The sequence below is a fragment of the Providencia sp. PROV188 genome (genome assembly GCF_027595165.1).
Taxonomy (GTDB): domain Bacteria; phylum Pseudomonadota; class Gammaproteobacteria; order Enterobacterales; family Enterobacteriaceae; genus Providencia; species Providencia lanzhouensis.
In genome coordinates this window covers 3,198,629-3,225,204 of record NZ_CP097291.1, presented here as the reverse complement: position 1 = coordinate 3,225,204, position 26,576 = coordinate 3,198,629, and the positions used below count along the sequence as shown (strand labels likewise).

The window sequence follows — 26,576 nt, the reverse complement described above, 5'->3', positions numbered from 1 at the left end:
GATTACCTTCTTTATAGTCATACTCGTCATACTTCAAACCGCAGCGTTGTTGGCTGCTCTTCGCCCCCAAAGTAGGGGGCTTAGATATTTATTAAGCGGCGAGTGGGAAGAAATACCCAAACAACATTGCACCTAAGATAGCGCCCCCAGCGACGGGTTTTTGCCATACATAGAAAATCAGTGAACCAATCAGTGCGCCGATACCAATCGGAATAGACGCGGCCATTGCGGCAAGGATAATCAATGGACCCAAGAAACGGCCGGATGTGTTACCAGCCCCCATCATCACGTCTGCGCCGAATGTGGAGTTCGCTTGTGCAATGGTAAACTTACGGGCGAACACGATAATTAAGCCGATAAGCACACCAAGGAATAAACCTGTGATCAGGGAGATCCAGAAGTTAGTGACTAAAATATCCCAGCCAGCGGCTAAAAATAGGGCGGGAACCCCTAAGCCAATACCGGTTTGTAGTGCGCCACCGATATCTAAAATCCCCACTAATGACCCTTCGATAATCCGCGCAAACAGGAAGCTTGCACCGAAGGCGGCGACCGCACCGTAAACCCCCGTATCTAGCCCTGCACGTAACATGGCGACGAAAGCCACTTCGTTAAATGCGCCAAACCCGTACACGACATACATATGGGTACCCGCGAAGATCCCCGCTGATAGCAGCCCAACAAAGATAGGGAAAGACCATTCTGCGTACCAAAAGTCTTGTTTATTGATTTCAGTTGTCATGATTATTTCCCGCTCAGCAGTCCGTGGACATATTCAAGCCACAGTGGTTTGTCTAAGTTGAAAGAGGTGATCATCTTCAGGTCAAATTCGCGGAAGAAGCCACTGAGAACGAACAGCAGAATAACGGTGATCATCATGGTACGAGTGATGCGGTTCCAGCCATTGTCATCCACGCCTTTACCAATCAAGATCCCTAACACTAAACCTGGGATAGCGTTACCCATGATTAATTGTGCGCAACCACCAAATAAGGTTGCCCAGAAACCGGAACGACGACCAGCATCCATCGCGGCTAGCCAGAAAATGACGGGCATCACGGTGTTAACCAGTAAGTTAGCTGCCGGAACCAGCACGTTAATAGCGGTGGTTTGCAGCGCGGCTGGTACTGCGGACGCCGTGGTATTTAAGAAGGCGACCACCAATGCCCCGATAATGGCACAGGCAATCGCCATTTTTTTCGGGTTATGCAGGGTATCTGCCACACTGCGGTTTTTAGTTAATAGAGCAGCAGCACCCCAGTTAGGGATGATGCGGTGGTCAACGTCTTGGGTAAAGGCACCCGCAGCGACTGATGATGCCCATGCGTTGAAGAAGAATCCTAAGCCGAATGAGAAGTGTGATGCGGGGTCGCCCTCACAGGCGTTTAACTCACCAAGGGTACGGAATGCTCCCATACCTTGAACGGTTGGCGCGTGGAACATACGTGCTGCCCCTGCGCCTAAACCAAAGCCGCAGAGACCGCCGATAATGAGGGACATGCCCAATATTTCTAAGAAAGATGCAGTTTCACTCATGGAATTTACTCCAGACCTGATTGCTTTTATTGTTCTGTAAATGGAATTTCGTTGACAGAAAGTAAGGTAACATCCAGCGAAACGTCGAGAACAACTCGGAAATGTTCACGTTTGCGTGGCAAAAAGAGAAAGAGAAACTTTTCTGTCCGCGAATGAGAGTGAGCACTAACAACCTCAACATCCTTGGGTTCTATCCGCAGAATGATGTCGGTGCTGTTCTTAAGTACGGTTTTTTGAATCGAATTTAAGGCGTCAGCAATCGCTTTTTGCTTTGTGTCGCTTTGCCCTGTCACCCGTACGGTCGTTTCGATAGATTTTTTCATTAAGCGTTGCCGTATTTTTTATTAAAAGCTTTAACTAAGCGCTCGCCTAACTCTTCCTTGTCCATAAATCCGAAACCTAAAACATTGCAACCTTCAGCAATGGCGGTTTCTCCCTCTTCAATCGAACGCATCCCATAACGCGCTTTGTAGCCATATTTGGTTTGAGCTGTAATGGCGCCTGCACCACCGCTACCACAGAATGAAATACCAAGATCAGCTTGTTCTTGGTTCATCACATCCCCCAGTTTCATGTCAGCAGCGACACCAGGAACAACAATGGCTTTTCCGCCAGCAGCTTCAACGCCCGCAGCCACTTTTTGCCCTTTACCTAAACGATCGCCGATAACAATAACTATCTGTTTCATAAAATATTCTCCAAAACTGAATGCTAAAAATTGAGTACTAAAAATAAGATGCTAAAAATTAATCATTAGAACGGGCAACTTCAAAGTGAACTGAGAGCAAATAAGTCTCTTCTGGTGCAAGCCCCGGCAAGGTATCGACGACGCGTTGCGCTAATGCAATGGAATGGCTCGAAATTTCATCGAACAAACTGATATCCACTTCCGGTAAGGCTTCACCGGTTTTGGCTCGAGCGACCATGGCACGTAGATGAGATTCCAGCATTTGTTGCTGTACATCCGTGGTGTAGCAACCCTCCAGTTTGAGCCAGTCAGTAATCACTGCTAGCAGTTCTTGTGTGACCTGATGGATATCAAGGTCGTCTTCTAACATTTTGAAAACCACAACTGATTCATTCATAACTGTTTAAAATCCAAGGTAATATTTCAAATCAAATCACTTTTTTCTTCATGGCTAATACCTTAATCGCTTCTTGGATAATTTTGCAGACAGGGAATTTCCAGTTCAAAGTGGAAATATTTTGGAAGTGTAACCGGAAGGATGGTGGTTAATTTTCGATCTAACAGGAAGCTAACTGGAAAAACTAACACATTACGAGGGGGGTTTTGGTGTATCAAATAACGAGTGAGTAATTAAAATCATTTAAATTCAAATCATTAAGATCGATTTTTTATAAGTGAAAATAGCTCTCAGGTTAATAAATAAAAGTGGAAATGAATTTGTGGAAATCTATATAGAGTGGAAATCTTCACTTCCACTTACGTTGGTTTACGCATGAAATGGACAATTTGGATTAAAAATCATTTGGTGGAGTTGTGGTTAGGATCACGTAAATAGTGGCCACCTCCCTTTTTCCACTGAGAAGTGGAAATGATGGGAAGTGGGGGGGATGGTGGTGGGAATTATTGATAACTATAAAATTCGCGCGAGACTATCTTTAGCAATTGCTTGGAATTCATTGAAATTTTTGACATTCACTAGGCGGCGGGTGGTTTTCTCTTTGACGAAGGTGACAAACAAATCATAAATCGCCATGGCTTCTTCATAGTCAGTTTTGCTGATTGCCAATAAAAAAATCACATAGGCGTTCTCTTTGGTTTCTTTGTTCCACTCGATGCCTTGCGGGGCAAGGATAGTTGTCACAATAGTTTTATTGGCAAGTAACCCCAAGGAGTGAGGAAGGGCGATCCCTTCACCCAGCAATGTCGAGACAATCGATTCCCGCTCTTGTAGGGACGGGTAAAAATCTGCGGTGACATAGCCTTCTAATTGCAGTTTCTGGCAGACGGTTTTAAACAGCGTCTCTTGGCTAATTTTTTCATTGATAACCATAAAAAAACGCTCATCGAAGAAGCGCTCAATAATATAGGGACGAGTCTGATCCACCATCGCTAAGCGACCCACTTGTTCGAGCTGGTAGGGGGTTGGGAAGGGTGCAATTTTAATAACTGGTTTATTTTTCTCAGAGATCCGTACGGTGGTGATCACAAAGTCTTCTGCGACTTCATCTAACGATTCATACTCTTGCAGTGTTAACCCGCGGCTAAATTTGAGCTGTGGAAATTCACGCATAATTTTGGATTCCACCACACGAAAGGTGGAGTTACCCGCATCCGTGACCACTAACACTTCCGTTTGGCGTGCGGAGCCTGCCCCATAATTTCGTTCAAGGCTAACCCCAATGTGCACTGCTAAGTAACCCAGTTCATCTTCATTAATGGGATGTGGAAGTAGCTGCTTACTGGCGCTGGTTAAGGCGCTTAATGTGACATCATAGGCAAATGGATAATACTGTTTGATGTCTGAAAGCAGCGGGTTTGGGGTAGAAATATGGTATTGAAGGCGAGTCATTAAAGCAGAAAGATGGGTATTCAGATCTTTCTTTAGCTTTTCATCACTCCGCAAATCATAGTTATACAACTCGTTGATATAATTTAAGATATATTCAGATAACTCATTGTGATGATTATGCTTTTGTGTTGATGCGTGCTGATTGCTGATACGCTGCGCGATGATTTGATCGTGCAAAAAGCTCAATTCAGCTGAGGATAAATCATTACCCAGGAAGTAAATTAACCCTTTAGAAATTTCATCACAAGCTTGAGTAATGACTTCTTCTAACTCTTCGTTATTGACGCAGGCAGTGAGTTCATGACCGCGGGTAATACGCAAAATGGTGACGGCGCAGTTAAATACAAGATAAAGATGACCTTCATTGCTGATACGAATATCAAAGCGATTCAAGCTGTTATGAACTACTTTATCGATGTAGGTTAAATCGAGATTATCCAGACTTTCCGGGGTAAATGTGGCGAGATCGGGGGTGATTTGCTCACTAAATTGCCGCCAGAGTGCTTCGGTCATACAAGCACGAATAGCCCACTCACTGCCATTTAAGCGGATCCCTTGATGAGGAATGCTCTCCAGTTGAACTTGATAGCGATGAAGATGCTCCCGAACGGCTCCCATATCTTGCTGAATGGTACTGCGGCTAACAAACCACTCTTCGGCAATATCATCGAGCTTGACGGGCAGGGATAACATCAAGAGTTTGAGCAATAGGGCATCAATACGCTCTTTGCTGGTGCGTGGAATCTGGTTATTTTTGTCATTAAGCTTAGTAAATGCAGAAAAAATTTCATCATTTTCGATTTTTAATCGATATCCACGCCCGCGCTCATACACAATATGAGCACTATGATCTTTAATTAATTCATTGATTTCATTGATGTCTGAACGAATAGTACGGGTGGAAACGGAAAACTGTTTCGCTAATTCATCTTGAGGGACAACCTCATTGAGGATCCGAGAGAAAATTTGATTGTGTCGCTGCAAAATGAATAAAGCCACAAGAACCCCTTTAAAATCAAAAAAATAAAGTTCGGAGTTAAAAACTGATGGTTTTTTAACTGTCTTATGGCTGGACTCTATCACAGTGATATCGGGATAGCGGAAATATAAATGATGAAATTTGCGAATCTATTCGCAAATTTTGCGCAATTTATGGAGTAAATTCACTTTTTCCGCCTCCTGAATAGGATTACAACGATTCGCCTAAATCAATTAATAAACCTCTAAATGCTCGGTAGCTGGTGAGCGTTAGGGAATTTTCATCTTGGATAAATAAGCCGTCGTTACAGCTCATTGATAAAGATTGCGATTCTTTCCCGCTAACCTGTAAACCACCATGAATGGATTGTAGATAGGCATTTTTACCTCGTAATGCGAGGGTTTTTGATTCATTAGGCTCAAGGTAAATCTGGCTTATCCAAATTTTTTGGCGAAGTTGTAGGCTATTATCGTCCCCATCGGGTGAGGCGATAAGCTTGTTATCTTTCTCCGCTAATGCCAACTTTTGGGGCGGCATAGATTCCTGTTGTGGGCACGCATTTAGCCACAGCTGGAGCCGTGTTAATGGCGTTGTCTCACTGGTATTGTGTTCACTGTAACTCAGGTCAGGGCGAGGCGAAAAGCTGACGCATTCCCCTGCTTTTGCACTGACGGTATTACCTAAATTATCGCGGTATTCAGCTTGACCTTGCAGGATGATGTTCACAATATCAACATGAGGATAAACTCTTGGTTGAAAAGCATTATCTGGCGCAAGCACTTCCTGATTGAGCACTTTTAGGGTTTTAAAACCCATTAGGTCTGGATCAAAATAGTGACCAAACGAAAAAGTATAGCGTGCTTGTAACCAACCGTAGTCTGCTTTCCCACAATGGTTAACTGATCTTAATTTCATCATAATGGTTAACCCTCACTCAAAATATATAGCTAGTAATATATTGTTATAATAAATATCTGGACGTTGAATTGTTAGCCAGTTAATCTGTTTCCATCATTCAAATTTCCTGAAAGAGATACATCATGAGCAAAGAGAGAGCATTAACACTTGAGTCGTTAAGGGTGATGGATGCAATCGATAGGCGTGGCAGCTTTGCGGCAGCGGCGGAAGAGCTAGGTCGCGTTCCTTCGGCATTGAGCTATACCATGCAGAAGTTAGAAGAAGAACTTGATGTTATTTTGTTTGACCGTTCAGGACATCGAACCAAGTTTACCAATGTAGGGCGCATGCTGTTAGAGCGTGGGCGCGTATTGCTTGAAGCCGCAGATAAACTCACATCGGATGCGGAGGCGCTAGCTAAAGGTTGGGAAACTCATCTGACTATTGTGTGTGAAGCGCTGGTTCCGGCTGAGTCTTTATTCCCGCTGGTGGACAAACTGGCTGAGAAATCCGACACCCAGCTCTCTTTAATTACTGAGGTGCTAGCAGGGGCATGGGAGCGACTTGAATCAGGACGTGCGGATATTGTTATCGCACCAGATATGCATTTCCGTTCATCCTCTGAAATTAACTCCAAAGTGCTGTATACCTTGAACCATATTTATGTGGCAAGCCCGAACCATCCTATTCACCAAGAACCAGAACCGCTTTCTGAAACCACGCGAGTGAAATACCGAGGTATTGCGGTGGCAGATACCGCCCGTGAGCGCCCAGTGATCACCGTGCAACTGCTGGATAAACAACAAAGATTGACGGTATCGAGCATCGAAGATAAGCGCAAAGCACTAATTGCAGGGCTCGGGGTGGCGACAATGCCATACCCGCTGGTGGAGCAAGATATTAAGGAAGGGCGCCTGCAAGTGGTGGGGGCGGAGTTTAGCCATGAGTCGAATATGATTATGGCGTGGCGACGGGACAGCATGGGGGAGGCGAAGTCGTGGTGTCTCCGCGAAATCCCTAAATTATTTAGGGGGTGATCTCGTCATACTTCAAGCTGTAGCTGTGTTGGCTTCATAAAGTTACCCTAGTCACATACTTGTGTATGCTCCCAGGGATAACTTCACTTGCCGCCTTGCTACAACTCGAATTATTTAGAGATCACTCATCACCTATTCTTTAATTCTTTTTAAAGCGAAAAGCGAAAATAAAAAGAAAGCAAAGGTAAAAGCAAAAAAAAGCACCTCGGATGGGAGGTGCAAAGGCATTTAACTTATGGAAAAGGATGTTGACTTGAGGGTACTGTTAACTCCCTGCCTATAGGTCACTATAGGCGAGGAGATTGGAGCTCATTACCATTTCTTATTTAATAAATGGTCGATACTGAATTTGCCTGGGCCAGTCACTGCTAACAGAATATAGCCGCCTGCAATAGTCATATTTTTCATAAACATCAAGCTGTTTGGCTCAACGCTGAAATTCGTATGGAACAGCATCGCAGTTAAGAATGTGAACACAGCAGTGAAAATTGCGGTTGTACGTGTTAACAGACCGAATAACACTGCCAGCCCACCACCTAACTCAAGTAAAATTGTCAGTGGCAGTAAAAAGCCTGGGACGCCCATTGCTTGCATATATTGCTGAGTGCCTTCATATGCCCCACCTAATTTGCCGTAACCTGCAACGATGAACAGAATTGGCATCATAATACGTGCTAATAAAATAGCTCCACTTTCTAAATTTTTCATTGAGTCTCTCCAGATAATACGGTCATTAAATATAAATAAAGTGCGATATATATCGCGTTATAAGCTAAGTTTCAGCACGAAAAGGCTAGAAATCTTGGATGTGCGTATCTTATTACTTAGCTCATTCAATAAAAAGCTAAGCTTATTAACAAAGATAGACAAAAAAATTGAATGTGTATAATTGAGTGCGAAAAAAAGTGCTAAAGGGCACTTTTATCTATCATATTGACAAATAATGATTATTTTTATCTTTAGGGGATGGGTTATTTCTGATTTGAACTGTTTAAGCTGCTTCTTAGGGTACGAATAAGCCCCCAAGTCGCAATGGCTTTCTTGCTCAGTGAAATAAATCGATTGGGGTGCTTTAAGGTAAAAATAGAGATAAGACCCGTCGCAGCGATAACAATTGGGCGAAAGGTCATCAGGGTTTGCCATGCTCGGTCATAAGGGGCAGTGGCTTGTAGCCACTCTTTCTTACTGGCCGATAATTGGATGCGCTGCTGCTCAATATCGGAGACTAAGCGTGATTTTCTTTCTGCAAGTAACTGACGTTTACTTTTGCTCATCATCGGTTCCTGCCAGTGCTTTAGCGTCATTGCGAAGCTGTTCACGGGTTGCGCTTAGCAGCGTGGACTGTTTCGCTTTTTTTAACGTCCAAATAGCAAAGATAATCGCGAGTAAAATCAGTGTTCCGGTCGTGATAGCGAAAGCCTGATAACGATAGACGGGATCCACAGACCAAAAAATTAGTCCAATAAGGCACATCAGACCAAATGCAGAAAATAGAAGGGTCAGCCCTGCGAGTAATAATAACTGAACAAGGTTGAGTTTCTCTTCTTCTAATTCTACTGCAATAAGTTGAATGCGGGTTTCAACCATATTAACGGCGATACCCGCAATTCTTTGCAGAGAATCTAGAACCCGCTTAGCGGGTCCTTGACGTGGCGACTGTTCCATAAGCGGTGATTAGCGCTTGGTGAGCAGCATGCCTAAGACCACACCGACCGCTGCACCGATACCCACACTTTTCCATGGATTTTCACGTACATAGCAATCTGCTTGGCCTGCAATTTCTTTAGTTTGCTCGGTGATTTTATCACTGGCTTGACCGAGTTTAGCTTTTGAAGAGGAGAGGGCTTCACGGGCTTTCGCCTTTAAGTTTTCGATCTCTTCTTTTGATTTGTCTTGAGTACTATTCAGAATGGATTCGAGAGAGTCTGCGAGTGATTTAAGTTCAGCACGTAGATCTTCAGAAGAATGATTGGATGACATAGTAGAACCTCCTATCAATAGAAAAATAACGCAATGCCTTAATAAAGTATGACCTTAATAACATTACAATAGCTTTTTTTAGCTTAAGTGCAATCACTAATTGGTATAGATTTCGAATTGAGATAGAGGAAAGCGGGAATCGCTAAATATTCCCGCTGTTCGATTTGATTCAGTGACGGCTATTTATTTGCGGGCGAATTTTTTCTTGATGACAACACCAATGCTGCCGATCAGACCCAAAATTAATAATCCAACTGGAATAAGCATCAAGACATTCATAATTTGATGCTCATATTGTTGGAAAATAGGGCTTTTACCGAATCCGTAGCCTATAGCGGTCAAAATTAGCACCCAAAGGAGCCCGCTTAACCAGTTAAACACTTGGAAACGCCCATTTTGCAAGCCCGCAAGCCCTGCGATAGTTGGTAGTAATGTTCTGACAAAAGCAAGGAATCGACCAATCAGTAATGCGGCTAAGCCGTGACGATGGAATAGCCCATGAGCACGCTGATGATAGTGTTCGGGGAGGTGTGATAACCAGCCTTTGACAATTTTTGTATTACCTAGCCAGCGACCTTGGATATAACCCACCCAGCAACCAATACTGGCGCCCGCAGTTAAAATCACTAAAGTTAATGGGTAGCTAAGAGCACCTTTTGCGATGAGTACGCCAACAAGGATCAGTAAACTATCACCGGGTAAGAATGCAGCTGGGAGCACGCCGTTCTCCAATAATAGGATCATAAACAGCATGAAATAAATCGACCATATCAACGATGGGTTAGATAAGGTTTCGTAATCTTGGTGCCAAAGGGCGAAAAAAAGTTCTCTAACTAATTCCATTAATGTTTCCTAAACGGCAATCACAGCAACAAACATGTTGTTGGGCAGAAATGGATTAAGTAAATGCCGGAAGAAAACAGCTGTTTCTTCGGGCTGTTAGTGTAAAACCCGATCACTTTAACAAAACAGAAAATAACTAAACAGTAAATTTTAAGCTTATTTTGAGAATTCATTTAAATTGCGGCTGATTTTTACATTTTAGGTTCTTAACTACTGGCTTTCTAAAATGGCAAAAAACGGGAATGGCGCTGAATAAGAGGATTTAATCTGACTATTTATCAATATATTTGTGTTTAGATAACGAAAAATAGCATGAACATATTGGTAGCTAATCATTGCTTTTTAAGACTAATTACCTTATTGTGTACGCATAGCAAAGGGGAGTAACTTCTTCTGTCGGATTATCGTCATTACGGTGCACACAATTGTACCCGGTAACCGAGCACCACAATTTCCTTGTCTTAGGTTATCTGTGTTGTAAGTGAGACCTTGCCAGAAGGCGAGGTTTGCTCATCGTTTACAACCGTATAGTGATAACTTAGGGTGAAAACAGTTTAAGCGGCTGATGTCTTCTGGATATCAGCCGTTTTTTGTTTTTTAAGGAATCAAAATGAACTCTGTTGGAAATCCTGTTTTATGGGGCAGCTTTGCTGTCATGATCCTTGTGATGCTACTCATCGATATGTTTTGGCAAGGAAAACATAAAGGCCAGGCGATGTCGATGAAGCAAGCAGCGGGTTGGAGCATCTTGTGGGTGACTCTGTCGCTGATTTTTGCGGGCGGCCTGTGGTGGTACTTCAATGATACCGTTGGACCTGAAGTTGCGAACACGCAAACTATGGCGTTCTTAACCGGTTATCTGTTAGAAAAAGCCCTTGCTGTGGATAACGTGTTTGTTTGGTTAATGCTATTTGGTTACTTTGCTATTCCGGCAAATTTACAGCGTCGCGTACTTGTTTACGGGGTGCTTGGAGCTATCGTCCTGCGTACGATTATGATTTTCGCAGGTAGCTGGTTAGTTACACAATTTAGCTGGATCCTCTATGTTTTCGGTGCGTTTTTACTGTTTACGGGGATCAAAATGGCGTTCGCTAAAGAGGATGATTCACCGATAAATGAAAAGCCATTGGTCAAATGGGTTCGTTCACACTTACGGATGACGGATGAGTTACACGGTGAAAAATTCTTTATTAAAAAGAATGGATTGCTGTTTGCTACCCCATTAATTTTGGTTCTGATCTTAGTGGAAATCAGTGATGTTATCTTTGCGGTAGACAGTATTCCCGCTATCTTTGCTGTGACCACCGACCCGTTTATTGTATTAACGTCTAACCTGTTTGCGATTTTAGGCTTACGTGCAATGTACTTCTTATTAGCGGGTGTTGCTGAGAAATTCTCAATGCTTAAGTACGGTTTAGCTATCATTTTAAGCTTTATCGGCGTGAAGATGTTGCTGATGGATATTTTCCATATTCCTACTGCGGTTTCGTTAGGGACTGTGGCTGCAATCTTAGTTCTGACATTGGTGGTTAACACGATCGTGAATAAGCGCAACGAAGCGAAAAAATTGATTAACGGATAATCTTTTTCCTAATTAGAAAAACTCCCATAATTTCATCATGACTTTGGGAGTTTTTTTATATCTAATGATTTATAGGCGTAAAGATGAGGCGGTTCTGTGCAACAAGTCATGCGGGTCTTACGAAAACTCTATAAGTATGAAAATAGCCAATATGATGGAGGTCGTGCGGTATCGACTTATCCATTGGACTCTTTATCTGATAAAGAACGGAAAATATTGAGTGATTCTCATTGGTTGCCGAATGAGATTGCATTTTTTACTGATCATGAAGATATCATTAATAAACTACACAGTTTAAAACAGGAAACAGCGCTTACTCGCCAGCGTTGTTTGGATGCTTTCGTGGCGGGAGTTGGAGGAAGTTATTTGCGAGGTCGATCAGTCTTGGGAGCTTATCACAAGCTACTTTCTCTGCCGGCTCATCAATATCTTGAAAAACCGCAATATGCATGTTGTTGGGTTTGTAGCGATCATAATAAGCATATTTATATTAATGATAGTTACTTCCAATACTGCTTATATTACGGAAATTCCTATACTGGGAATGTAAGTTACACTTATTTGAATCTCCGACATTTACTGACGGTTGCTGCTGTAGAACCTACCGATGAAGACAAAAAAGTCTTTAATCAACTATTAGATTTATTACGTCATGCCCCTGAAAATGAGACGCCAGGGCAGTTTGAAAAGCGGTTATCGCAGGCAAAATTGGTTAAAGGAGACAGATATACATTACGCGGAATATTGCATTCACTCGCATTGATTGGTGTTATTCCGAATACTTTTATCGCTTTGTCTCTTGATAGTTGGCGCGATTTTGGTGATATAACTAGTGCAGAAAACCAACTTAACAATACGAAAGGGCGTTCTGATATGGAAATGCCTTGGGCTGGTTGGAAAGGAAATTTAAAAGTAGATGAGGCAAAAATAGCAGATTACTTTGGTGGCTATTTAATCAATCGTTAAATCTTACTCGCAGTAATCAATACAATTTTAAAAAACACCTTGGAGTCATCTGAGGTGTTTTTTTATTTTAACTATCTGAAAATCCTCACTCATTTTCTATGTCCTCTGTTTCCTATAAGAAACAAAACTCTATTGCGATCACAGATATGTAAAATTAATGTTAACTACAATCAATCATTGTGTATATTTTGAATAATAGCCTTTTCAGGAGATTAATATTCCTTATACTGACTCGGCAAACACATTTAATTCCTAAAAAAGATAAATTATAAAGGTCTATTATGGATACAAATAAAGCAGGGTTATGGCGAGTAATTAGTCAAGGTAGTTTGGTCAAACAAATCCTAGCAGGCTTGATTGCAGGTATCTTATTGGCATGGTTATGGCCATCGGCAGCAAAAAACGTTGGCTTACTGGGTGACCTGTTCGTCAGTGCGTTAAAAGCGGTTGCTCCAATTCTTGTTTGGGTGTTGGTTATGGCGTCCATAGCTAACCATCGCCAAGGGCAAAAAACCAGCATTCGTCCAATTTTAGTGCTGTATATTCTAGGGACATTCTTCGCGGCTGTTGTGGCGGTGATTGGCTCATTTATGTTCCCATCAAGCTTGATCTTAGCTGTAGGCGATACTCAACTGACGCCTCCGGGTAACATTGCTGAAGTGCTCAAAGGTTTGTTGATTAATATTTTCGCTAACCCAGTCGATGCTCTGATTAAAGGGAACTATATTGGTATCTTGGCATGGGCGATTGGTTTAGGTATTGCATTGCGTCATGCCAATGAATCCACCAAAACGATGATCCACGATTTCTCTTTAAGCGTGACTCAGTTGGTTCGTGTGGTTATTCGCTTAGCGCCATTAGGTATTTTCGGGTTAGTTTCTTCAACAATTGCGACAACCGGTTTTGAAACCTTAAAAGGTTACTTCCACGTATTGGCGGTATTGCTGGGCTGTATGATTATCGTGGCACTAGTCGTTAACCCGCTGATTGTTTACTGGAAAATCAAGCGTAACCCATACCCATTAGTCTTCGCTTGCTTACGTGAAAGTGGTGTAACCGCCTTCTTTACCCGTAGCTCCGCAGCTAACATTCCTGTGAACATGGGGATGTGTCGCCGTATGAACCTGCATGAAGATACGTATTCCGTTTCTATCCCGCTAGGCGCAACCATTAACATGGGCGGCGCGGCTGTCACCATTACAGTGTTAACATTGGCTGCGGTGCATACTCTGGGTATTCCTGTTGATATCCCGACAGCGCTGTTATTAAGCGTGGTTGCAGCGGTTTGTGCATGTGGTGCATCTGGGGTTGCTGGTGGTTCGTTATTATTGATCCCACTGGCGTGTAATATGTTCGGTATTTCGAATGAAGTGGCAATGCAAGTGGTTGCAGTGGGCGTGATGATTGGCGTACTTCAAGATTCAGCTGAAACTGCACTGAACTCTTCAACGGACGTGCTTTTCACTGCGGCGGTATGTTTATCGGAAGACGATAAACTGGCGCAAGCGGATTCTGAGTTATCTCAAACTCAAGACTAAGCTTTCACGTTGTTCAAAAAAGAAAACCCGCTGAGTTAGCGGGTTTTTTTATAGGTCAAGAAAACTTACAACTGATAAGCCACTTTCATACCTTGTTCAATGGCTCGGCGGGCATCTAACTCGGACGCCACATCCGCCCCTCCAATCACATGAGGGTGAATGCCAATATCTTCTAATTGCTCTTTCAATGGGCGATAAGGTTCTTGCCCAGCACAAAGGATGACATTATCAACGGCAAGGCAGATATATTCATCTTGATAGCGAATATGCAGCCCATCATCATCCACATTCATATATTCCACGCCATTAAACATCTGAACGCCACGTTTCATTAATGACAGGCGGTGCACCCATCCTGTGGTTTTTCCAAGTCCTGCGCCGACTTTGCTGTTTTTTCGCTGCAATAAATAGAGGTGGCGAGGCGTTGGTTCTAACTGTTTTTTCATCGGGAAAAGCCCGCCGCGAGTGGTGATGGCGGTATCAATATTCCATTCATGATTAAATTTATTATCATCTAAACTGCTGCTGATCCCTTGTTGGGTAAGGAGCTCCGCAACATCGAACCCAATCCCTCCGGCGCCAATAATAGCTACGTTTTTACCGACATTATCGGGCTGTTTTAAAGCCTCAATATAGGACATGACTTTGCGATGATCGGCGCCAGCTAGGTTGATAGTGCGGGGGATAACGCCTGTGGCGATAATGACCTCATCAAATTGAGTTAAATCATTCGCTTGTGCAATCTGCTCGAGTCGAACATCCACATTGAGTAGTTGCAGTTGTCGGGAAAAATAACGCAAAGTTTCATAAAACTCTTCTTTGCCGGGGATCCGTTTAGCGAGATTGAATTGCCCACCAATTTGGTTGCTGCGTTCAAATAGCGTGACTTGATGCCCTCGTTTGGCGGAATAGATTGCACAAGAAAGCCCCGCTGGACCCGCCCCGACAATTGCCACTTTTTTGGGTTTATCTGCTAATTCATTAGGATAGTCCATCTCGCGTACCGCTTGTGGATTCACTAAGCAGCCAGCCAGCTTGCCATTAAAAATCTGGTCAAGGCAGGCTTGATTGCAGCCAATACAGGTGTTTATTTCATCAAATCGACCGTCTTGGGCTTTTGACACAAACGCTTCATCAGCAAGGAAAGGGCGCGCCATGGACACCATATCAGCTTGACCGCTAGCAATGATTTGTTCCGCCACAAACGGGTCATTGATGCGATTGGTGGTAATCAGTGGAATATTCACCTTGCCCATTAATTTTTCGGTTACCCAGCTGAAGGCTTTGCGGGGGACCAGCGTCGCAATGGTCGGCACACGGGCTTCATGCCAGCCTATTCCTGTATTGATCATGGTGGCGCCCGCACTTTCAATCTCTTTAGCCAATAGCTCAATTTCATCCCAAGTTGAGCCCCCTTCAACAAGGTCAAGCATGGATAATCGATAGATAACAATGAAATTTTTCCCAACCGCTTGGCGAATGCGTTTAATGATTTCTATCGGAAAACGGATACGGTTTTGGTAGCTGCCGCCCCATTCATCAGTTCGACGATTGGTGCGCGATGTAATAAATTGGTTGATTAAATAACCTTCCGATCCCATCACTTCGACACCATCGTAGCCTGCTTGCTGGGCAAGTTTAGCGGTATTTACGAAGTCATCGATGGTTTTCTGAACTTCATCGGCAGTTAATTCATGGGGGGGAAATGGGGTGATCTCGGATTTAATCGGGCTAGGCGCCACTAACGCCGGATGTAGAGCGTAACGACCTGCATGCAAGATTTGTAATGCAATTTTTCCATCCGCTTGATGCACTGCATCGGTGATTTGTTGATGAAATGGCAATTGGTCTTGATGATTCAATACAGCACCATGAGGTGCTAAAGCTCCTTCGGGGTTCGGGGCTATTCCCCCGGTAATAATCAGACTGACTCCATTCTCTGCACGAAGTCGGTAAAAGTGGGCAAGGCGCTGGCTTCCTTGGGGATGTTCTTCTAAGCCGGTGTGCATTGAACCCATCAAAATACGGTTTTTAAGGACGGTATACCCCAAATCAAGTGGGGTAAAAAGATGTGGAAAATTGCTCATATTGGCTCCCATTTGGGACTATTAATAACAGGTCAGATGAGTTAACTGTAGCCTAATGGACAATTGAATTAAGAATAATGTTAAAAAATTGTGATTTTTATCATATGTTTTACGAGGAATAATTAAACTTACAGGACTATTTCTTTTGTTTTATTTTTCTGTCATAAAAAATGGTTACAACAAAGAAGAATGGTTATTCACATCATAATTTGATGGGGTTTCACTTCACACAACCGAGTTATTCAGGAAATACGCCGATGAAAGAGATTTGCCAAGCTGTCACCTTAGAAGGCAACCATGTTCGATTAGAGCTACTGACTCATCACCATGATGCTGTTTATGCTGAGATTATTGAACGAGATAAGCTACATCACCTGTGGTATACCTCGGTACCTGAACCGGAAAATGTCGCGAAAGATGTCGATATGCGCCTTGCGCGTTTTGCCCATAAAGAGATGGTGCCATTCGCGATTATTGATAAACGTACAGGCAAAGCCGTTGGCATGACCTCGTATATGCGGATCGACCAAGGGGTTCGCCGTGTTGAAATTGGGGCAACATGGTATGGAGCCGAAGCTCAGCGCACACCAATCAATACGGAAGCTAAGTACTTGTTATTAAAAAATGCATTTGAAGAATTAGAGTGTGTTGCCGTAGAGCTAAGAACACATTTTTTAAATCATCAAAGCCGTAAAGCGATTGAGCGTTTAGGGGCAAAACTCGATGGGATTTTACGTAACCATATGCTAACTCGTACGGGTGAGCTACGAGATACCTGCGTTTATAGCATCTTAAGTAATGAGTGGCCGGCAGTGCGTCGCCACTTAGAATGGCAGATGACAAAGCCTCGCTAAGTCAAAAAAATAGCCCACGGGATGTGGGCTATGTGATTAATATTCAATCAAGTCAGTTGATTATAAATATTCGTGCATCGGTTTGGTCATATACACGTTATTTGGCATTTTTTCTGTGGTGGTGTAGCCCGCAGGGCTGTTGATCAGCGCTGGGATACGGTTAACCAGGTTTGCGCAGGTGAGTTCCACGGTTGCTGGGTTATTCACTTCAATCGCCGTATCTGGCTCGCCAATGAGCTGCCAACTGTTTTTGTCGCACTCATCCGCCGTTAAAATTTTACCGATACATTCCGTTTCTAAGGTGACACCTTCTGCTGTTTCAGTGATCACCACGGCAGACAACCCTAAAACATCGCCTTTTTTCACCGTCATTTTTAAAGTATCTGAATAGATATCTTCTTTGGCAATTTGCGGCACGCAGCGCTGAGTTTGATTGGTAATGGTCAGACCTAAACGGCTGCACAGCCAACCATTTTGTGTCCACATGTACGGTGGTGCATATTCACCGCTCTCAATTTTCTCAGCGATAACCGCGTATGGCAGGTCGTTATAGTTACCAATTTGCTGATTGAATTCGTCGACAGTTAAACCTGCACCGTGACCTTTTGCCAGCGCGATGCCGTAATCTTCCACGTTATAGCAGCTAGAGCCTTTGATTTTGACCAGTTTGTGCATAGAACCCGCCAAGGTATCGATAAGCACGCCCCAGAACATATCTGGGTAGCCGCTGCCCGCTAAAGTGCAGTTATTCGCTTTAGCTAAAGCATCGAGTTTTTCAGTGATCTCAGGGGAAGAGTTCCACGGATAGAGAGCTTCTTCACCTGTTGATATTGCATTAACGCCATGGCGAGCGAAGAGGGAGAATGCATCTTCTAAATCGGTCATGGTACTGAGGGTCGCAATAATCCCCACGTCAGGTTTTAAGGTTTCTAGGGCTTTATCCGCTTCATTCAGTGGCTGGATTTTTACGCCAGTTGGCGCCGTGCCTGCAATTTCACCAATGTCTTTGCCAATCACGGCAGGGTTGATATCAAAAGCCGCCACAACTTCAGCACCGTGTTCTTGTAGGTAACGGATGAGAAATTTGCCCATCTTTCCACAACCATATTGAACTGCACGTACTTTTTTCATCATTATCGTCCTATAGCTGTTTGTCTAATATCATCATGTTCTATATGAAGTATAAAATTATTGTTTTATATCAATCAATTGAATAAAGAATGCTTAATAAATTAGAACAGGAAAACTCAATCTTTACGCCCGATTATTTACTATAGGGTAGTCGTTAACGCAGGTTTGTTCATAAATGGCGTTCTAATAAAGAATGGAATCCTAGAATAAAATTCGATAATTAAGATAGGAATGATGATTTTCGATGATGCCATGCCATTGAATTATATGGCATGGCTATGGCTTGGATACAAATTCACCATACAGTATTGAAATACTAGACCTTCACCAAAACAGCACGTATAATCGGCACCACTTTGGCCCCTTAGCTCAGTTGGTTAGAGCAGGCGACTCATAATCGCTTGGTCACTGGTTCAAGTCCAGTAGGGGCCACCAAATTTTAGCTGTTAAATCAGCGAAAAAAGCCACTTCGAAAGAAGTGGCTTTTTTGTGTCTGGAGCACAGGAAATAAACTACCTGCGAACAAATCCTCTCCCCGTAAACTCTTCAATCAACCGCTCGCCTTCATGCCATTCGCCATATCCTGCATCAGTATTTAAATGCTCACCGCCTTTAACCAACATAAGCTGGCTGCCCCATGTTTCGGCAAGCTGATGGGCTTTTTCAGTGCCAAGATGCGGATCATTATCGGTATAAATAAGCAAAGAAGGGCTTGGAAGCTTTTTATTGGGTAGCGGTCTCTGCTGTTGAATATCGAGTAAGGCAGAAGGGGAATCAACATCTGCTGGGGTGGCTAGGATCATTGCCTTTACTCGATGGTTGGGAAATTGGCTTGCCCATTGCGCCACACAAACGGCTCCGCAACTGTGTCCAATCAGTACCAATTCACCCTCTGTATTTTGAACCATGTCGTTTAGGCGCTCTATCCATTTATGGTTAGGGGCATTCCAGTCATCCTGAATGACGCGCACAACATTATGGTATTTTCTTTCTATATAGGATTGCCAATGTTGAGAGCCGGAATTGGTATAGCCGGGAACAATAATAAAAGTGGTGGTCATCTTGCTTCTCAGGTTGTCTTGGTGAATGTAATCTTAATCGGTGCGAACTAAAGTTAGCTAGCAATTTATCTGTTAGCGTTAAATCAAAATGTTATTTAAATGAGCCATTCGGAATAATACGAAATAGCTTCTGATGATTTTGCTTTTAACGCATTTAATGCGTTACTTATGAGTTTGTAATAAATAATTAAAAATAAAATCAATGTATTGCAGTTAATCCTATTTTCATCACACATTATGATTGTCACCATTGTAATGACTACTAAAGTCAAATTATTTAAGGTGGGATGAGTTTTAATTTGACTTATGTAAAGGTTACTCATATGAAGGATAATACTTCACTAGGTAATGAATTTTCAGGTTTCAATGCATTTCATCTGATTTGATAAAGGCTCAATGAATGCATTTGAGCCTTCGTGTTTCTTTTTACCTAAAGAGCATTTGCCATTCTAATTTCCTACCTAGCTATTCTTATATACCAGTCAATACATTCCTGAAATAATCACTATGGTCATCATATTTGAGTGTGAAATAGTACCTTAATGAAATACTGATTAGACCAGAATATATTTTATTCACATTGAATAATTCTCATTAGGTATAATAAATGAGACTGAGTTCTTATTTATTAGAAAAAATAGCGGATGGGAGTAAATTAGAATTAACCATTTTCTTTTTGATACATATAAATTTTGATTAAAACCGAAAAAAACTATTACGCTAAATTGTGGTAATTGGATAATTGAAGATAATAATACGCGTCAAAGATGTAACCAATTGCAAAAAAGTAATGTCCGATGTATGTGAAAGAAATGTTGTTAAGTATGAATCAATGACACATTATCTGTAACTGATTGATTTATATAGTATCAAAATAATCTTAATATGAGTAAATGTATCAAAAAATAACTGCCTATTGAACTTCTTGTTTTCGATAGGTGATGGCGACTTTACAGCTTTTAAGTGTAATTATAGTATTTGTGTGAACCAAAGCTCAAAAGGCAAAAAGATTTAATTAACGTATTCATAAATATATCGTGGTTTTACCTAAGTATATTTAACTATGTCTCGTATCTGAAATTTAAGCTTCTATTGTAATTAATAATTAATTACAGGAATTCTTATTATCTTTTTTCTTTAAATTACGACTTAATTGAGGATTTACCAAATGAAATTAAATAAAACTCTTATGGCTATCGCAGCAACGACATTAATTGGTTTTGGTGCAAACGCAGCACCAGTTAACCACGGTAATGGTAAAGTTACTTTCACTGGTAGCATCATCACTGCACCTTGTTCTATTGACCCATCTTCTATTGACCAAACTGTAGATTTAGGTCAAATCGCTGATGTGGTGTTAAAAAATGGTGGTACTTCAGACGGTCAATCTTCACCAGTTATGTTCGATATTAAATTAATTGACTGTACTGTAGAAACAGGTGATTCCGTGAATATTACATTTTCAGGCGCGGCCGCTACAAATGATCCTAAATCACTATTAGCTATTACAGGTACTGCTGCAGGTGCAGGTATCCAGATCGTAGATAGCAACAATGACCCAATCGTATTAAATGAAGTCACTAAATCTGAGCACAAACTGCAAGGAACAACTAATACCCTGCAATTTGCTGCATATGTGAAAGGTTTAGGTAGCCAAGGTAAACCAGAAGCTCCGGTTGATATTGTTGCAGGTGAATTCCAAGCGGTAACTGATTTCGTATTGTCGTATAACTAATTTAATGCATTAGTTATTAACGGTAAGCTGAAGTAATGAGACCAATCATTACTTCAGCTTAGAAAATTTATTAAAATTTAAGGACATCGTAATGAAAAAAGTTAATAATAAAATTATGTGTTCTGTGTTTTTAAATGTTAATAAAAAATAAAGTCATGAAAAAACTCATCACGGTATCTTTATTGCTGCTGAATCCATTAATTGCTCTCTCTGAAGAGGCTGTGGACTTCAATATTAATATATTGAACGCAGAAGATAGAGAAAATATTAATTTGGCAGTTTTTTCACAAGATCTTTATATTGTTCCTGGCATTTACCCCTTTAAACTAAGTATAAATAACGCGTATATACCTGAGCAGAAAATAACCGTTGTGAGTTATGAAGAAAAATCACAAGCGTGTTTAACGGATGAAATTGTCGAGAAATTTGACTTAAATTCGGAAGCTGAAAGTGTATTACAGTGGAATACTATTGATGGCTTAGAGTGTTTAGATATTGCTAGCTTAGAAGGAATGTCAGTAACACCTAATTTATCGACCGGAACATTAATTATTAATATTCCTAAAAGTTACCAGGAATATTCAGCCAACGACTGGGAATCAGCATCTCGTTGGGAAGATGGCATTAAAGGTATTATTTTTGACTATAATCTGACCTCACAATATAACCATAGTTTAGGTGATAACAAATCGAACAATACTTTTTTCCTTTCAGGATTAGGGGCGGTTGGCGCTAATTTTGATAGCTGGCGTTTACGGGGTTTTTGGCAAGGTTCATATAACCATGCACAAAATAGTCGAGTTGATGATACTCATGATATTAAATGGACGAATATTTATGCTTATCGAGCTATTCGCAGCTTAAAATCGAAATTAACTCTAGGTGAAGATTTTCTGCAAACAGATTTGTTTGATAGCTTCAAGTTTATTGGGATTTCATTACGTTCTGACGACAATATGTTACCGCCGAGCTTACGTTCATATGCACCAGAGGTGACGGGTTTTGCAGAAACGAACGCGGTAGTCAAAATTAGCCAAGATGGACGCGTTATTTATGAAAGCTTAGTTCCTGCGGGTCCATTTAGAATCCAAAATTTAAATAGCGGTATTTCAGGGACGTTACAAGTCAGAGTTGAAGAAAGTGATGGGCGTGTTTCAGAATTTGAAGTAGAAGCTGGAAACATTCCTTTTTTATCTCGTCCAGGTTCTGTGCGTTATAAAGTGAGCGCAGGTAGACCAACGGATATGGATCGCCATGTTATGGGGGATGCATTCGCACAAAGCGAGGTTTCATGGGGCGTTAGCAATGGTTGGTCAGTTTTTGGTGGCGCACTAAATAGTAGTCGATTTAACTCTTTTGCTGCTGGTGTTGGACGTGATTTGTTTCAATTTGGTGCAATCTCATTTTCATTTAATCATTCAATAGCAGCATTGACAGATGGACCGACCTTAAAAGGCAAAGCATTTAAAGTCGATTATTATAAAAGCTTCGAAGGAAGTAATAGTCAAATTCAATTGTCCGCATACCGTTTTATGGATCGTGAATTTATGACGATGAGTGACTTCCTTACTTATAATGACCAAAAAGATATTATGTATGCAGGACACAATAAAGGCTCTTATTCTGCATCACTAAGTAAAAACTTTACTGATTGGCGTTCATCCATAAATTTAAACTACACGCACCAAACCTATTGGAATCGCCCAAATAGTTATCGCTATAACATGACCTTTTCGAAATATTTTGATACCAGCAAGTTTCATAATATCGGTCTGTCTATCAACATGTTTAATAGCAAAATGCAGGGTTATCAAGATAACGGAGTTTATGTCAGCCTTTCAGTTCCATTAGCATCAGGAACTTATGTCAATTATTCAACGTATAATGGTAAGAACGATAATACGAATAAAGTGACAGTGAATGAGCGTCTTGAAAATAAAGATAACCTTTCACTTTCTATCGGTAATAATCGACATAGCGGAATATTTAGTAGCTATTATAGCCATAAAGGCAATATGAATGATTTTAATACCAGCTATAACTATATAAGTAATAACTCAATGTCATTATCTGCGAATGTCCAAGGCGGCATAACATTGACGGGGTACGGAATAGGAATGCATCCAGTCACATCAACAGGTGGAACACGAGTTTTTGTTGATACAAATGGCGTTAAAGATGTCCCTGTAAAATATAACGGCACACATTTACGCTCTAGTGGTTCTGGAAAAGTCGTTGTACCAGATATTAATAGCTACTATAAGACAGACGTCGTTGTTGATATTAATAAATTACCTAAGAATGTTGAGGTTGCGGATTCCGTAACACGAACCACACTCACTGAAGGGGCAATAGGTTATCGTAGTTTTGATGTTATTTCTGGGATCAAAATGATGGTGACGTTGAGATTACAAGATGGAAGTTACCCACCATTTGCTGCGGATATTAAAAATAATGCTGGCAAGACAACCGGTATTGTGGGTGACCAAGGTGAAGCTTACATCGGTGGAATAAGACCGGGTGAGGCAATGAAAGTATTATGGCAAGGTTCTGAATGTACGATTACATTCCCACAAAATATCGAAGAGCATAATATTTACGACAAACTGCTCTTACCATGTAATTAATAATAATCTTAAAAGAAGGCTAATGTTTATGATGAAAAAATTATCCGTATTATTACTTAGCTGCTTCGTGACTGCGAATGCTTATTCTGCAATTTCAATGGACAGAACGCGTATTATTTATAATGGCGATAGCAATTCAGTCTCATTAACGGTAAGTAATAAAAATAACCAACTGCCTTATTTGGCGCAAGGCTGGTTTCAAGATGAAAAAGGCGAAAAGCTAACCTCTTATTTTACGATTTTACCACCAATCCAAAGAATTAATGCGGGGCAAACAAGCCAATTGCGTATTGAAGCTTTACCAGACATAGTGAAATTGCCTCAAGATAGAGAAAGCCTGTTTTTCTTTAATTTAAGAGAAATTCCACCTACAAGTAAAAAATCTAACGTACTGCAAATTGCATTACAAACACGTGTGAAGTTGTTCTATCGTCCAGCTTCTTTAGCGGTTGATTCCACGCAAATGAAAAATGCGCCGTGGCAGAATAAATTAGTGCTAGTCAAAAAAGGCGGTGCTATTTATGCCAAAAACCCAACGGCTTACTACGTGGTATTAAACAACATTAGAAAAAGTGCCAACGCAGAGAAAGCAAAAAGTTTTGTTGCTGTAGACGTTGCGCCATTTGCTGAGCAAAAACTGTCAATTACCGCAGATCAATTAGGTTCATCGCCAGTGATTAATTACATCAATGACTACGGCGGTCAGGTTGATGTTCCGTTTGTCTGTTCTGCAACAGAGTGTCACGCTCAAGCGGCTAACTAATCCCATAAGCAAATGAGAGAAATGGATAAATCGAATGTTTAAATTTAAGAACCTGTTTTGTCTTAGTTTACTGTTTTTTTTATCTGTGACTGCATTTGCGGATGGGAAGTTTGTGACAGTCAGAGTGAATGTTTTATCTGGCGGATGTGTATTGAATGATAACGAAGATATCTATGTGGATTTTGGCGATGACATCGTTATTGGGCAAATTGAGTCAGGTAAATACACAGAGGAAATTCCTTATAGTTTAAGTTGTGATTCGCGATTTGATGAGCTGTATATTGCTTTTGAAGGCGTTAAAGGGGAAACCTCAAACAGCCTGAAAGTCGCGGATACACCGGGTTTGAATATCAAACTGTATATTGATAACAAGCCTATGGATATCGGTTCTCAATATGAGATTGATAATATCCAATCTTTACCTTCTTTAACCGCAGAACTGGCACTGGCTAATGGGATAAGACCTGTTGGAGGTGAGTTTTCTACTGCTGCAACACTAACTGTAGGATATCATTAAGGTATTATCTTATGAAAAAGCTCTTGTTATCATTCGTTTTATTTCTGGCATACACAAGTGTGGCACAGGCTGTCAAAGTGAGCTTTAGAGGAAATTTGATAGAGGGAACGCCATGTGTCATCAATAATAATCGCCCGATTGAGGTAGATTTTGGTGATGACTTGGTGGTTTCGTTAGTGCCGACCAAAGATGGTACAAAATATATAGAAGATATCGATTTTGAATGGGAATGCGACAATATCTCATCTGGAATGGATGTGATTTTCAGTTTTGAAGGCAAACGTTCTTACTTTGATAATGATTTATTAGCAATTAATGAACAAAGAGATATTGCACTGCAAATTTATTATGATTCAGACACATTGAGAGTGAACGATACGTTTGTATACACCTATGAATCTGACTATAAAAAACCTGATCTGAAGGCGGCATTAGTAAAAAGTAGCTCAAGTTCTGCTCGTGTCGAGCCGGGCGAGTTTACCGCTAGCGCGACATTAACGGTTGCTTATCCATGAAGATAATCTTCTTTACTCTATTACTTTATTTCTCCGGGAATGCGTTCGCGGATGAGGTGAATTTTTCTGGAGTATTGAGGCACGCCATTCCTTGTATCGTCAATGGCGGCGAGGAGCTTGTGGTGCCATTTCATGAGGTCAATGATAAAGACCTTTATCGTCAAAGAGATATCTCTGAAGTCTTTGAAATTACACTCTCTGAGTGCGAGTTTTTACCTGATTTTTCATTTTCGATGTCATTTACGGGAATCAGTAACCCGAAAATTAAAGGTTCGCTGCGAATTGATGGTGACCCCGGTGATCTGGGCTATGCCATCGTGTTGAGTAGCGATAATGGTAATGTGGATATTAATAGCCAATACCCTATTGTTGGAATGAACGGCAGTAAATTCCCTAGCGTGATCCCGCTGAAAGCTTCCATTTTGGGGGAAGAAGACGCAATCAAAAATAAAAGTATTAAACTCGGGGATTTTAGCGCCACCACCACTTTTAATATCTATTACGAATAACTCGGTTGTTAAGGATATTATGAAAAAACTTATTCTTATCTGTTTGTTAGCGATATCGTCTTTTCAATTTGCTCGGGCTGAATTTGCAGCGCAAGGTGAGCTTGTTACTGACCATGGCGCATGGATGGACACACGATATATTTTACGCGGGGACTTACAACACGATAATCGCCCGATGGCTGTGCAAACGACAGGCAGTTGTCCTTGTGATATAGAGTTAGGATCTTGGGGAACCTATGCAGATGGTGGGTATGGTGCGGGTACCTCACACATTGTTAACTTTGATACTCACTCAGTGAGATTAAGAGAGCGAAGTTCATGGGACGAAAGCCCCGTTACGTTCAGTGAAGTGGCTAGAGCATTAGAAAAAGATAACGTTTTAAATAGGCAAATTCCGGGACGTTGGCAGTTTTATCCGAGAAGGCCTGGAGTTGGATACTGCTTCAATTTAGGTATTTTGTATCGACAAAAAATGCAGCGTGAGCAAACCGCAGATAACCCAATAATTCTCTGTTCACCGTTAGACCCTGCTATTACTAACTGTGATATTGAAGGACCAGATTATATCGACCATGGCACATTATCCAATAGCTCGATGAATGGTCATACTGTGAGAGAAAACTTTACGATCAGCTGCACAAATCCAATGGATGTTAAAATTTCTGCTGTCGCCGGGTTAGATAACGATAACTTTATTTTTATGGCGGATGGGCTAGAGTCTGAAATTAAAGTCAATGGTGCGCCATCAACCATACTTTCGGTAGATTCATTTGTGAAACAAACTTTTGATGTTTCCAGCACATTAAGAAAAACCAAAGATCTTGCTCCGGATGAATATTCAGGTATTTTCCTGTTATCAGTTGAGCTCCCTTAGTATTCAAG

Annotated in this window: 27 protein-coding genes and 1 tRNA gene; 13 read left to right on the top strand and 15 right to left on the bottom strand. The window is 41.4% G+C overall.

Annotated elements, in window-relative coordinates:
* Positions 1-91: 91 nt before the first annotated feature.
* From M5X66_RS14745 to M5X66_RS14715, 7 genes are all read right to left on the bottom strand, one after another.
* Positions 92-742 (bottom strand): DUF4310 family protein, encoded by a 651-nt coding sequence (locus M5X66_RS14745; protein WP_036956154.1) that lies wholly within the window; start codon positions 740-742, stop codon positions 92-94.
* 2 nt (positions 743-744) lie between these two features.
* Complete coding sequence (locus M5X66_RS14740) at positions 745-1,536, bottom strand: DUF4311 domain-containing protein (RefSeq protein ID WP_036956155.1); 792 nt, start codon at positions 1,534-1,536, stop codon at positions 745-747.
* 26 nt (positions 1,537-1,562) lie between these two features.
* Positions 1,563-1,859, bottom strand: a complete 297-nt coding sequence (locus M5X66_RS14735; RefSeq protein ID WP_270103686.1) for a DUF4312 family protein — start codon at positions 1,857-1,859, stop codon at positions 1,563-1,565.
* Positions 1,859-2,224 (bottom strand): SFCGS family glycine-rich protein, encoded by a 366-nt coding sequence (locus M5X66_RS14730; protein ID WP_036956157.1) that lies wholly within the window; start codon positions 2,222-2,224, stop codon positions 1,859-1,861. Before M5X66_RS14730 ends, M5X66_RS14735 begins: the two co-directional genes overlap by 1 nt.
* A 58-nt stretch (positions 2,225-2,282) precedes the next feature.
* Complete coding sequence (locus M5X66_RS14725; protein ID WP_036956160.1) at positions 2,283-2,621, bottom strand: transcriptional antiterminator; 339 nt, start codon at positions 2,619-2,621, stop codon at positions 2,283-2,285.
* A 513-nt stretch (positions 2,622-3,134) separates the two neighbouring features.
* Positions 3,135-5,072 carry a BglG family transcription antiterminator gene (locus M5X66_RS14720; protein ID WP_270103685.1) on the bottom strand — a complete coding sequence of 646 codons (1,938 nt, stop codon included), beginning with the start codon at positions 5,070-5,072 and terminating at the stop codon, positions 3,135-3,137.
* A gap of 190 nt (positions 5,073-5,262) precedes the next feature.
* Positions 5,263-5,970, bottom strand: a complete 708-nt coding sequence (locus tag M5X66_RS14715; protein ID WP_036956165.1) for a pirin family protein — start codon at positions 5,968-5,970, stop codon at positions 5,263-5,265.
* Between the two features lie 122 nt (positions 5,971-6,092).
* On the opposite strand from M5X66_RS14715, the gene M5X66_RS14710 reads away from it, so the two are divergent.
* Positions 6,093-6,986, top strand: coding sequence for a LysR family transcriptional regulator (locus M5X66_RS14710; protein WP_154599776.1), 894 nt, complete (start codon positions 6,093-6,095; stop codon positions 6,984-6,986).
* Between the two features lie 312 nt (positions 6,987-7,298).
* Here the strand turns inward: M5X66_RS14710 and M5X66_RS14705 are convergent, their stop codons facing one another.
* From M5X66_RS14705 to M5X66_RS14685, 5 genes are all read right to left on the bottom strand, one after another.
* Entirely contained in the window at positions 7,299-7,694 is a 396-nt protein-coding gene (locus M5X66_RS14705; RefSeq protein WP_132496578.1) for a DoxX family protein, read from the bottom strand.
* A gap of 263 nt (positions 7,695-7,957) precedes the next feature.
* Positions 7,958-8,260: a YqjK-like family protein gene (locus M5X66_RS14700; RefSeq protein ID WP_036956170.1), complete on the bottom strand. Its 303-nt coding sequence runs from the start codon at positions 8,258-8,260 to the stop codon at positions 7,958-7,960.
* A complete protein-coding gene (locus M5X66_RS14695; RefSeq protein WP_036956172.1) occupies positions 8,247-8,651 on the bottom strand; it encodes a phage holin family protein in 405 nt (134 codons plus the stop codon). The genes M5X66_RS14700 and M5X66_RS14695 overlap by 14 nt, the downstream gene beginning before the upstream one ends.
* A gap of 9 nt (positions 8,652-8,660) precedes the next feature.
* Entirely contained in the window at positions 8,661-8,966 is a 306-nt protein-coding gene (locus tag M5X66_RS14690) for a DUF883 family protein (RefSeq protein ID WP_036956175.1), read from the bottom strand.
* A 183-nt stretch (positions 8,967-9,149) separates the two neighbouring features.
* On the bottom strand, positions 9,150-9,809 hold the full coding sequence (locus M5X66_RS14685) for a DedA family protein (protein WP_108478444.1): 660 nt from the start codon (positions 9,807-9,809) through the stop codon (positions 9,150-9,152).
* Positions 9,810-10,419: 610 nt separating this feature from the next.
* On the opposite strand from M5X66_RS14685, the gene M5X66_RS14680 reads away from it, so the two are divergent.
* The 3 genes from M5X66_RS14680 to sstT all read left to right on the top strand — a co-directional run bounded on the left by M5X66_RS14680 (position 10,420) and on the right by sstT (position 13,895).
* Positions 10,420-11,391, top strand: a complete 972-nt coding sequence (locus M5X66_RS14680; protein WP_036956180.1) for a TerC family protein — start codon at positions 10,420-10,422, stop codon at positions 11,389-11,391.
* 96 nt (positions 11,392-11,487) lie between these two features.
* Positions 11,488-12,357, top strand: a complete 870-nt coding sequence (locus M5X66_RS14675) for a hypothetical protein (RefSeq protein ID WP_234413545.1) — start codon at positions 11,488-11,490, stop codon at positions 12,355-12,357.
* 281 nt (positions 12,358-12,638) lie between these two features.
* Positions 12,639-13,895 (top strand): serine/threonine transporter SstT, encoded by a 1,257-nt coding sequence (gene sstT, locus M5X66_RS14670; protein WP_036956183.1) that lies wholly within the window; start codon positions 12,639-12,641, stop codon positions 13,893-13,895.
* Between the two features lie 65 nt (positions 13,896-13,960).
* On the opposite strand, the gene M5X66_RS14665 is transcribed toward sstT, so the two are convergent.
* Positions 13,961-15,982 (bottom strand): NADPH-dependent 2,4-dienoyl-CoA reductase, encoded by a 2,022-nt coding sequence (locus M5X66_RS14665; RefSeq protein ID WP_270103684.1) that lies wholly within the window; start codon positions 15,980-15,982, stop codon positions 13,961-13,963.
* A gap of 257 nt (positions 15,983-16,239) precedes the next feature.
* On the opposite strand from M5X66_RS14665, the gene M5X66_RS14660 reads away from it, so the two are divergent.
* Entirely contained in the window at positions 16,240-16,836 is a 597-nt protein-coding gene (locus tag M5X66_RS14660) for a GNAT family N-acetyltransferase (protein ID WP_154599778.1), read from the top strand.
* A 60-nt stretch (positions 16,837-16,896) separates the two neighbouring features.
* On the opposite strand, the gene M5X66_RS14655 is transcribed toward M5X66_RS14660, so the two are convergent.
* Positions 16,897-17,970, bottom strand: coding sequence for an NAD(P)H-dependent amine dehydrogenase family protein (locus M5X66_RS14655; RefSeq protein ID WP_108478447.1), 1,074 nt, complete (start codon positions 17,968-17,970; stop codon positions 16,897-16,899).
* 355 nt (positions 17,971-18,325) lie between these two features.
* On the opposite strand from M5X66_RS14655, the gene M5X66_RS14650 reads away from it, so the two are divergent.
* A tRNA-Ile gene (locus M5X66_RS14650) sits at positions 18,326-18,402 on the top strand.
* Positions 18,403-18,479: 77 nt separating this feature from the next.
* On the opposite strand, the gene M5X66_RS14645 is transcribed toward M5X66_RS14650, so the two are convergent.
* A complete protein-coding gene (locus M5X66_RS14645) occupies positions 18,480-19,028 on the bottom strand; it encodes an RBBP9/YdeN family alpha/beta hydrolase (RefSeq protein ID WP_108478448.1) in 549 nt (182 codons plus the stop codon).
* 1,168 nt (positions 19,029-20,196) lie between these two features.
* On the opposite strand from M5X66_RS14645, the gene M5X66_RS14640 reads away from it, so the two are divergent.
* From M5X66_RS14640 to M5X66_RS14610, 7 genes are all read left to right on the top strand, one after another.
* Complete coding sequence (locus tag M5X66_RS14640; RefSeq protein ID WP_036956196.1) at positions 20,197-20,763, top strand: fimbrial protein; 567 nt, start codon at positions 20,197-20,199, stop codon at positions 20,761-20,763.
* A 155-nt stretch (positions 20,764-20,918) separates the two neighbouring features.
* Positions 20,919-23,390 carry a fimbria/pilus outer membrane usher protein gene (locus tag M5X66_RS14635; RefSeq protein WP_270103683.1) on the top strand — a complete coding sequence of 824 codons (2,472 nt, stop codon included), beginning with the start codon at positions 20,919-20,921 and terminating at the stop codon, positions 23,388-23,390.
* Positions 23,391-23,412: 22 nt separating this feature from the next.
* Positions 23,413-24,153: a fimbria/pilus periplasmic chaperone gene (locus tag M5X66_RS14630; protein ID WP_108478449.1), complete on the top strand. Its 741-nt coding sequence runs from the start codon at positions 23,413-23,415 to the stop codon at positions 24,151-24,153.
* A gap of 34 nt (positions 24,154-24,187) precedes the next feature.
* Entirely contained in the window at positions 24,188-24,670 is a 483-nt protein-coding gene (locus M5X66_RS14625; protein WP_036956202.1) for a fimbrial protein, read from the top strand.
* 11 nt (positions 24,671-24,681) lie between these two features.
* Positions 24,682-25,185, top strand: coding sequence for a fimbrial protein (locus M5X66_RS14620; protein ID WP_108478450.1), 504 nt, complete (start codon positions 24,682-24,684; stop codon positions 25,183-25,185).
* A complete protein-coding gene (locus M5X66_RS14615; RefSeq protein ID WP_036956207.1) occupies positions 25,182-25,694 on the top strand; it encodes a fimbrial protein in 513 nt (170 codons plus the stop codon). The genes M5X66_RS14620 and M5X66_RS14615 overlap by 4 nt, the downstream gene beginning before the upstream one ends.
* Before the next feature lie 19 nt (positions 25,695-25,713).
* Positions 25,714-26,568 (top strand): MrpH family fimbial adhesin, encoded by an 855-nt coding sequence (locus tag M5X66_RS14610; RefSeq protein WP_270103682.1) that lies wholly within the window; start codon positions 25,714-25,716, stop codon positions 26,566-26,568.
* Positions 26,569-26,576 lie beyond the last annotated feature (8 nt).

What these genes read in the sequence shown, in the direction of transcription:
- M5X66_RS14745 (WP_036956154.1), bottom strand. Translation starts at nt 742, where the DNA reads ATGACAACTGAAATCAATAAACAAGACTTTTGGTACGCAGAATGGTCT.
- M5X66_RS14740 (WP_036956155.1), bottom strand. Translation starts at nt 1,536, where the DNA reads ATGAGTGAAACTGCATCTTTCTTAGAAATATTGGGCATGTCCCTCATT.
- M5X66_RS14735 (WP_270103686.1), bottom strand. Translation starts at nt 1,859, where the DNA reads ATGAAAAAATCTATCGAAACGACCGTACGGGTGACAGGGCAAAGCGAC.
- M5X66_RS14730 (WP_036956157.1), bottom strand. Translation starts at nt 2,224, where the DNA reads ATGAAACAGATAGTTATTGTTATCGGCGATCGTTTAGGTAAAGGGCAA.
- M5X66_RS14725 (WP_036956160.1), bottom strand. Translation starts at nt 2,621, where the DNA reads ATGAATGAATCAGTTGTGGTTTTCAAAATGTTAGAAGACGACCTTGAT.
- M5X66_RS14715 (WP_036956165.1), bottom strand. Translation starts at nt 5,970, where the DNA reads ATGATGAAATTAAGATCAGTTAACCATTGTGGGAAAGCAGACTACGGT.
- M5X66_RS14710 (WP_154599776.1), top strand. Translation starts at nt 6,093, where the DNA reads ATGAGCAAAGAGAGAGCATTAACACTTGAGTCGTTAAGGGTGATGGAT.
- M5X66_RS14705 (WP_132496578.1), bottom strand. Translation starts at nt 7,694, where the DNA reads ATGAAAAATTTAGAAAGTGGAGCTATTTTATTAGCACGTATTATGATG.
- M5X66_RS14700 (WP_036956170.1), bottom strand. Translation starts at nt 8,260, where the DNA reads ATGAGCAAAAGTAAACGTCAGTTACTTGCAGAAAGAAAATCACGCTTA.
- M5X66_RS14695 (WP_036956172.1), bottom strand. Translation starts at nt 8,651, where the DNA reads ATGGAACAGTCGCCACGTCAAGGACCCGCTAAGCGGGTTCTAGATTCT.
- M5X66_RS14690 (WP_036956175.1), bottom strand. Translation starts at nt 8,966, where the DNA reads ATGTCATCCAATCATTCTTCTGAAGATCTACGTGCTGAACTTAAATCA.
- M5X66_RS14685 (WP_108478444.1), bottom strand. Translation starts at nt 9,809, where the DNA reads ATGGAATTAGTTAGAGAACTTTTTTTCGCCCTTTGGCACCAAGATTAC.
- M5X66_RS14680 (WP_036956180.1), top strand. Translation starts at nt 10,420, where the DNA reads ATGAACTCTGTTGGAAATCCTGTTTTATGGGGCAGCTTTGCTGTCATG.
- sstT (WP_036956183.1), top strand. Translation starts at nt 12,639, where the DNA reads ATGGATACAAATAAAGCAGGGTTATGGCGAGTAATTAGTCAAGGTAGT.
- M5X66_RS14665 (WP_270103684.1), bottom strand. Translation starts at nt 15,982, where the DNA reads ATGAGCAATTTTCCACATCTTTTTACCCCACTTGATTTGGGGTATACC.
- M5X66_RS14660 (WP_154599778.1), top strand. Translation starts at nt 16,240, where the DNA reads ATGAAAGAGATTTGCCAAGCTGTCACCTTAGAAGGCAACCATGTTCGA.
- M5X66_RS14655 (WP_108478447.1), bottom strand. Translation starts at nt 17,970, where the DNA reads ATGATGAAAAAAGTACGTGCAGTTCAATATGGTTGTGGAAAGATGGGC.
- M5X66_RS14645 (WP_108478448.1), bottom strand. Translation starts at nt 19,028, where the DNA reads ATGACCACCACTTTTATTATTGTTCCCGGCTATACCAATTCCGGCTCT.
- M5X66_RS14640 (WP_036956196.1), top strand. Translation starts at nt 20,197, where the DNA reads ATGAAATTAAATAAAACTCTTATGGCTATCGCAGCAACGACATTAATT.
- M5X66_RS14635 (WP_270103683.1), top strand. Translation starts at nt 20,919, where the DNA reads ATGAAAAAACTCATCACGGTATCTTTATTGCTGCTGAATCCATTAATT.
- M5X66_RS14630 (WP_108478449.1), top strand. Translation starts at nt 23,413, where the DNA reads ATGTTTATGATGAAAAAATTATCCGTATTATTACTTAGCTGCTTCGTG.
- M5X66_RS14625 (WP_036956202.1), top strand. Translation starts at nt 24,188, where the DNA reads ATGTTTAAATTTAAGAACCTGTTTTGTCTTAGTTTACTGTTTTTTTTA.
- M5X66_RS14620 (WP_108478450.1), top strand. Translation starts at nt 24,682, where the DNA reads ATGAAAAAGCTCTTGTTATCATTCGTTTTATTTCTGGCATACACAAGT.
- M5X66_RS14615 (WP_036956207.1), top strand. Translation starts at nt 25,182, where the DNA reads ATGAAGATAATCTTCTTTACTCTATTACTTTATTTCTCCGGGAATGCG.
- M5X66_RS14610 (WP_270103682.1), top strand. Translation starts at nt 25,714, where the DNA reads ATGAAAAAACTTATTCTTATCTGTTTGTTAGCGATATCGTCTTTTCAA.